The sequence below is a fragment of the Colwellia sp. BRX9-1 genome (assembly GCF_014077195.1).
GTDB lineage: Bacteria > Pseudomonadota > Gammaproteobacteria > Enterobacterales > Alteromonadaceae > Colwellia_A.
The window spans coordinates 1-3,658 of sequence record NZ_JACGVM010000040.1; the positions used below are offsets into that span (position 1 = coordinate 1).

Annotated in this window: 7 protein-coding genes; all 7 read left to right on the forward strand. The window is 34.7% G+C overall.

The window, feature by feature from the left end; genetic code table 11:
- Positions 1 to 147 precede the first annotated feature (147 nt).
- The 7 genes from H4J76_RS19240 to H4J76_RS19270 all read left to right on the forward strand — a co-directional run bounded on the left by H4J76_RS19240 (position 148) and on the right by H4J76_RS19270 (position 3,528).
- Positions 148 to 615: a nuclear transport factor 2 family protein gene (locus H4J76_RS19240; RefSeq protein ID WP_182215124.1), complete on the forward strand. Its 468-nt coding sequence runs from the start codon at positions 148 to 150 to the stop codon at positions 613 to 615.
- A gap of 72 nt (positions 616 to 687) precedes the next feature.
- Positions 688 to 990 carry a hypothetical protein gene (locus H4J76_RS19245; protein WP_182215126.1) on the forward strand — a complete coding sequence of 101 codons (303 nt, stop codon included), beginning with the start codon at positions 688 to 690 and terminating at the stop codon, positions 988 to 990.
- Positions 991 to 1,089: 99 nt separating this feature from the next.
- Positions 1,090 to 1,533: a hypothetical protein gene (locus tag H4J76_RS19250; protein ID WP_182215127.1), complete on the forward strand. Its 444-nt coding sequence runs from the start codon at positions 1,090 to 1,092 to the stop codon at positions 1,531 to 1,533.
- 119 nt (positions 1,534 to 1,652) lie between these two features.
- Entirely contained in the window at positions 1,653 to 2,096 is a 444-nt protein-coding gene (locus H4J76_RS19255) for a DUF6326 family protein (RefSeq protein ID WP_182215129.1), read from the forward strand.
- A gap of 103 nt (positions 2,097 to 2,199) precedes the next feature.
- Positions 2,200 to 2,592, forward strand: a complete 393-nt coding sequence (locus H4J76_RS19260; RefSeq protein ID WP_182231118.1) for a hypothetical protein — start codon at positions 2,200 to 2,202, stop codon at positions 2,590 to 2,592.
- A gap of 117 nt (positions 2,593 to 2,709) precedes the next feature.
- Complete coding sequence (locus tag H4J76_RS19265; protein ID WP_182215133.1) at positions 2,710 to 3,078, forward strand: hypothetical protein; 369 nt, start codon at positions 2,710 to 2,712, stop codon at positions 3,076 to 3,078.
- Positions 3,079 to 3,189: 111 nt separating this feature from the next.
- The gene (locus H4J76_RS19270) at positions 3,190 to 3,528 is read left to right on the forward strand and encodes a PDZ domain-containing protein (RefSeq protein ID WP_182215135.1); all 339 of its coding nucleotides are present in this window, start codon (positions 3,190 to 3,192) and stop codon (positions 3,526 to 3,528) included.
- The last annotated feature ends 130 nt before the right edge of the window (positions 3,529 to 3,658 follow it).

A 3,658-nucleotide genomic window follows, 5' to 3' on the forward strand; every position in this document is an offset into this window, starting at 1 on the left:
GTATGTTATGTTTTATCATGCTAGCCTCTGTTTGATAATGTTGACACATATATTATGGCTCTGGTTTGTAAAACTAACCCACATTTAGAGGCTAGCACCTTGTGGGGAGTCATTGTGTCTATGTGAATCTCATACTAAGGAGCACAAATGAATAAATTTATATCAATCGTAGCTGTTTTAATTACTTGTCTTTCAACAAATGTGGTAGCCAATGAAGATATGGTTGATTACGATAAATTTTTTCAAGCATACTATAAAGCAAAGGTAAAAACTCAACAGCCTAATGCTTCTAAAGAAGATTTAGAACATTACTTATCATTCTTAACTGATGATGTAGGCAATCAACATTTCCCTAATGCTCCCGATGATTCTAGAGAACCGGATGGGAAAGAAATGATGCGCAAAGGGATGACTCGTTATTTGGGTGTCCATACTAGTTATGATTCAAAATTAATAGCGTATATTGTTGGTTACAACTCAATTGCATTTAAGCATAAATTTTCTGCTAAAGGTCTACGCTCAGATGGTTCAGAATTTAGTTATAGCAAAGTGGTACTAGATGTTATTGAGTTAGAAAATGGTCAGGTATCCGTTATTCGCAGGTACGGTAAATAATTCACCTAACAAATTATTCAAACGGAAAAAACACACTTGGCTCTTAATGGGGCATTTTATGTTTAAACTTTTATGAAATTACTTGCAGGTTTTTGGTACACACTTGTTGTCGTTGTAATTCTTATTGCAGCTCTAATGGGGTATTTAGATGAATATACATATGTTAATTGGAATAAAGCTCATTTAGTTGAGAAAGTCGGTATCCCTATATTATTTATTACTGTTATTGGCTTTTGGACGTTAATGTTAGAAGACTTTATTGAAAATGATGATACTGATCATCGGATGCTAATTGGTTTTCTTTTGTATTTTCTAAATTTAATTGCCATATTAGTATACTTTTGGGTTGTAGTTTATCGCCGAAAAAACATATAACAAAGCATTAAAACGGACAAAAAACAGTTGGCTGTTTCACTGCGTTCACAATTTTAGCCGCTTAATGCGGCGTTATTTTTATTAATCAAGGATGGTGTTATGTTCAAAAAATCACTGCTTATTTTATTATCTTATCTCCCTATTTCTGCTTTTGGAGCTGAATTTGAGTTTTCACTTGGGGCAGGTTTTCAATATAGTGGAATTATTGGGACTCAGTTTTCAGTAAAACATCAAGATAGTAAATATTTCATGTCAGTTGGGTTACCTGGATATTCAATAGGAATGCAAACAATTGTTTCAGATGATGAATATCATTCTGTTGGTTTTTCACTTGGTGAAATTCAAGGTATCTTTGATGGAGATAGCCGATATGGTTTTATAACTTATAATTATCATTTGGAAGGTTTTAAAGACAGTGGCTGGGTTTTAGGAGCTGGAGTGGGTGTCTATGATGAAGAATCATATACACCATTATTTAGTAATCAGCGTATCAACCCTTCAAGAAAGGCTATGTTTACATTAGATGTTGGTTATAAATTCTAAATATAACAAATCACTTAAAAGGACAAGTTACAGTTGGTGGTCTCGCTCCGCTCACAGTACGCCAACCAAAGTTAGCCCCTGAACAGGCCTTATAGGTTATCGAAAATATGGAGTTTTGAATGAGTACAGTTAAAAATAATACGGAAGTTTATGAAGATTTTAAAATTAATGTAAAATTAAAGATTTCTGCGCTTTGGGTAGCGGTTATGTTTTGTTATGTTTACGGTGACTATATACAGATTTATGTACCTGGAATATTAGCAGATGCTATGGCAGTAAAAGTAACGGCTGAAACTCAATTAGAGTTTTTTGCAGTTGCTTTATTAATGGCAATGCCAAGTGTGATGATATTTTTTACCCTAGTGGTGCAACCTAAGATAAATCGTTGGTTGAATATAATATTGAGCACGCTTTATATAGTTATTCTTATTGCAACTAATTTGACAGAAACCTGGGTGTTTTACTTATTTTTAACAGCGATAGAGGTTTTAATCTCATTGGCGATTATTTGGTACGCGTGGAAATGGCCTAAAGCCGAAATACCACTAGCAAGTAATGTATAACAAGCTAATCCACAGGACTGAAAAGTGCAGGCTGTTCGCTTCGCGCCATTTTAAACAACAATTTATTGTCCGTTATTAGGGCGCTAGGTGAAATGGAGTTTACATGAAACTACTGGTAATATTATCGATGTTTGCATCATCAACATTCGCATCAAAATTTGACGTAGATACTTATTCTACTTCTTTGGATTTTGCTCAGGTTACACAGGTTCTCGCTACTAAGAAATCAAACGGTAGTTGGTGCTTTGCCACCTCAGTTCGGCACAATGACCAAGGGTGGGGGCATTACGCAGATGGTTGGGAAGTTATAGATTTAGACGGTAATAAACTTGGATACCGTCAACTTGCTCATCCTCATGATAATGAGCAACCATTTACTCGTAGCCAGTGTGATATAAAAATTCCATCAGAAATATCTAAGGTAATAGTAAGAGCCAAATGTAATGAACATGGTTTTGGCGGTAAGCCAATGGTTGTAGAATTGAGTGAAAATTAAGGTATTAACCTAAAAAGTGATTCAAACGGACGCTAAACAGTTGGCTAGCGCTCGTTCATCGAACATTATAGCCAACGATTATTTTTCGTATAGCAAGGCGTAGGTTTAAAATAAACTATGAGTCATAAAATTGAAATCATTGAAACTAATAAAATAATTAAAGTCACTTATAAAGGAGTTATGACTTTAGAAGAACGATTGTCTTCAGTTCATGAACTATGTTGTAATTTTAATGCTTTTAAGAGATTCAGATTGTTAATTGACGTTAGAAGTATAAAGCAAGAGATGACTAACGTTGAACAGGAAATTTTTGGAAAATATATAGCTACCAAAGAAGAGTTTAATATGGCCTCAGTCGCGGTGCTTGATAACATTGAAAAGCCTACGGATCAAATCGTAACTAAAGAAGCCGCTGAAATGGGGTATCAAATAAAGAAATTCAATAGTGAAAAAGAAGCATTAGCTTGGCTTGAAAATCAAACCTAACAAGCAAGTCAATACGAACAAAAAACAGTTGGTTGTGCTCGTTCCTCGCGAATATAGCCAACAATTTTTAGCCTCTTAATGGGGCGTTATATTTTAAGGATAAAATCTACCATGAGAGTATTAATCACAATTTTGTTAACTATGTTTTCTTTCTATACTTTTGCAGAGGAGCAAGGTGAAAAAGGTTTTAAAATGGATGTAAATGTATCTGGATTTTTTAGTCCTGAAGTAACTAAAGCTACTATCAAATCAGTTGTTCAAGGTTCTTCCGCTGAAAAAGAAGGGCTTAACGTTGGCGATGACGTAGTTGCAATTGATGGCTGTAAAATTCCTGGCTGTTCAGCTTCGACAGCTAAGAGCTCTTTACAAAAGAAAGTTGGTGATAATGTCGTTTTGAGTATGTTGAAGCCTAACGGTGAAACATATGAAGCCAATATCACTCTGCAATAAAAATATAACAACACGCCCTGAGGTGGACAACTAGTAAAATTTAGCTATTTATTGCAAATTTTAACAGTGGCGATCCTCTTCGGTTTAATGCTTCTAAATATTTTGATTCGTTGTAGGGCATCTTCGTTTT

Bases quoted from the DNA above. Each gene is read 5' to 3' on its own strand.
- H4J76_RS19240 (WP_182215124.1), top strand. From the start codon at position 148: ATGAATAAATTTATATCAATCGTAGCTGTTTTAATTACTTGTCTTTCA.
- H4J76_RS19245 (WP_182215126.1), top strand. From the start codon at position 688: ATGAAATTACTTGCAGGTTTTTGGTACACACTTGTTGTCGTTGTAATT.
- H4J76_RS19250 (WP_182215127.1), top strand. From the start codon at position 1,090: ATGTTCAAAAAATCACTGCTTATTTTATTATCTTATCTCCCTATTTCT.
- H4J76_RS19255 (WP_182215129.1), top strand. From the start codon at position 1,653: ATGAGTACAGTTAAAAATAATACGGAAGTTTATGAAGATTTTAAAATT.
- H4J76_RS19260 (WP_182231118.1), top strand. From the start codon at position 2,200: ATGAAACTACTGGTAATATTATCGATGTTTGCATCATCAACATTCGCA.
- H4J76_RS19265 (WP_182215133.1), top strand. From the start codon at position 2,710: ATGAGTCATAAAATTGAAATCATTGAAACTAATAAAATAATTAAAGTC.
- H4J76_RS19270 (WP_182215135.1), top strand. From the start codon at position 3,190: ATGAGAGTATTAATCACAATTTTGTTAACTATGTTTTCTTTCTATACT.